Here is a 1,466-nt window from a genome sequence, read left to right as displayed (position 1 = left end):
TTCTGAATAAGGCAGCACAAGAGAAGTTGAAAGCACTGGTGAAGAATTTGAATGAAGAAGATGATCAGATTTTGATGTTGATGAAAGTGAAGGATGATGCAAAATAAATTAAAAACGATATGAAAAACATGAGAAGTTATTTGTTACTTTTTTTATTGCTATTGAATATTAGTTGCGGTAACTCTATGCAGAGCGAAATACTTGGGTTTCTTTATTATTGTAATTTAATATCTTCTTAATTTTATGGATTTACGAGGGTTTGTATAAAAAGATTGGCATTAGTGCCTTTTATTAAATAAATTATTAATTTAAAAATTAACAACATGAAGCTGTTGAAAGATTTAAAAATCAACCAGTTGGTGGTTGAAGAGTTGGAGCAGAAACAAATGTCTGCTCTACGTGGTGGATATAAGTGCGGCTGTGGCTGCTACTTTGTGGATCAAGCTCCGTATTATGGGTCTAGTATTCAGGATAATTATAATGCTAATGTCCTAGGTGGACATCCGCAGTCTTATGGTGGTAATCAGGCCTGTGGTGATACCTATAATTTATCCTCTGCTAGTACACATAAGGCTCCTTAATAAGTGAGCATTAATTATTGATTTGATTATAGGTGAGATGAATTATTTCACCTATAATTTAATTAGCAGAATAATAATTGTTTAATTTTTTAATTATAACCGAATGAATGGTTTTTATCTAAATTTTATCTGTTTGTTATTGTTAGCTTGTAATAATAATAAAATGAAGTCAGAAGAATTAGTAGATGGTATAATATCTAATACTACTGTAACTTATCCTGTAACAGTCGATTTGCCTACAGCATTACAAAATGTGGATGAGAAGGTCAGTTTGAGTACTTTTATAGAGAGTATCGAGTATATACCGTTGAAGTTGAAAGATAATCTTTTAGGTGAAGATTTGGTTTATTGTGTATATGATGAAAAGAGCGAAAAAATAATATTGTCGGACCTTGGTCGTGTTATTGTTGTTGATAAACAGGGTAATTTCCGGAACAAAATAGGGAATAAGGGAGGAGGTCCGGGTGAGTATACTTATATTTCTACGATTTCTATAGATCCGGAAAAAGAAAATGTTTATCTGCATGATAGCAAGGCTAAAATTGTTCGGAAATATACTTATGATGGTAAATTCCAAGGAAAAGTATGTAGATATGACAACTTCCTTATTAAAGGTGTTTATTGGGCGAATAATTACTTTTTGTCACAATGTGATACGTATAGTTCTCGTATGGTGAAGTTATTAGATTCATATTTTGGTTATGCCTTAATTGATACCTCTGGTAATTTTATAGATAAAACGCTTAATCTATCTACTCAAATAAAAGATATAACCACGGAAGAATATGTGGGGTTTATTTTTGGTTTTGGCTATAGTGTTAATTTTTGCAAAGATGTTGCTTTATTTCTCGAAGCGGGATTGGCGGATACTGTATACACCGTTAA

2 protein-coding genes are annotated in these 1,466 nt (G+C 31.8%); both read left to right on the top strand.

Annotated elements, in window-relative coordinates:
- Positions 1-323: 323 nt before the first annotated feature.
- Positions 324-581, top strand: coding sequence for a TIGR04149 family rSAM-modified RiPP (locus tag DW103_RS17785; protein ID WP_122278606.1), 258 nt, complete (start codon positions 324-326; stop codon positions 579-581).
- 163 nt (positions 582-744) lie between these two features.
- Positions 745-1,466: 6-bladed beta-propeller (locus tag DW103_RS17780; RefSeq protein ID WP_158576718.1), on the top strand; the 722-nt coding region annotated here is incomplete at its 3' end.

Source organism: Parabacteroides sp. AM08-6 (assembly GCF_003473295.1).
In the GTDB taxonomy this organism is placed as follows: Bacteria; Bacteroidota; Bacteroidia; order Bacteroidales; family Tannerellaceae; genus Parabacteroides.
This window is presented reverse-complemented; position numbering and strand designations above follow the sequence as displayed.

Bases quoted from the DNA above. Each gene is read 5' to 3' on its own strand.
- DW103_RS17785 (WP_122278606.1), top strand. From the start codon at position 324: ATGAAGCTGTTGAAAGATTTAAAAATCAACCAGTTGGTGGTTGAAGAG.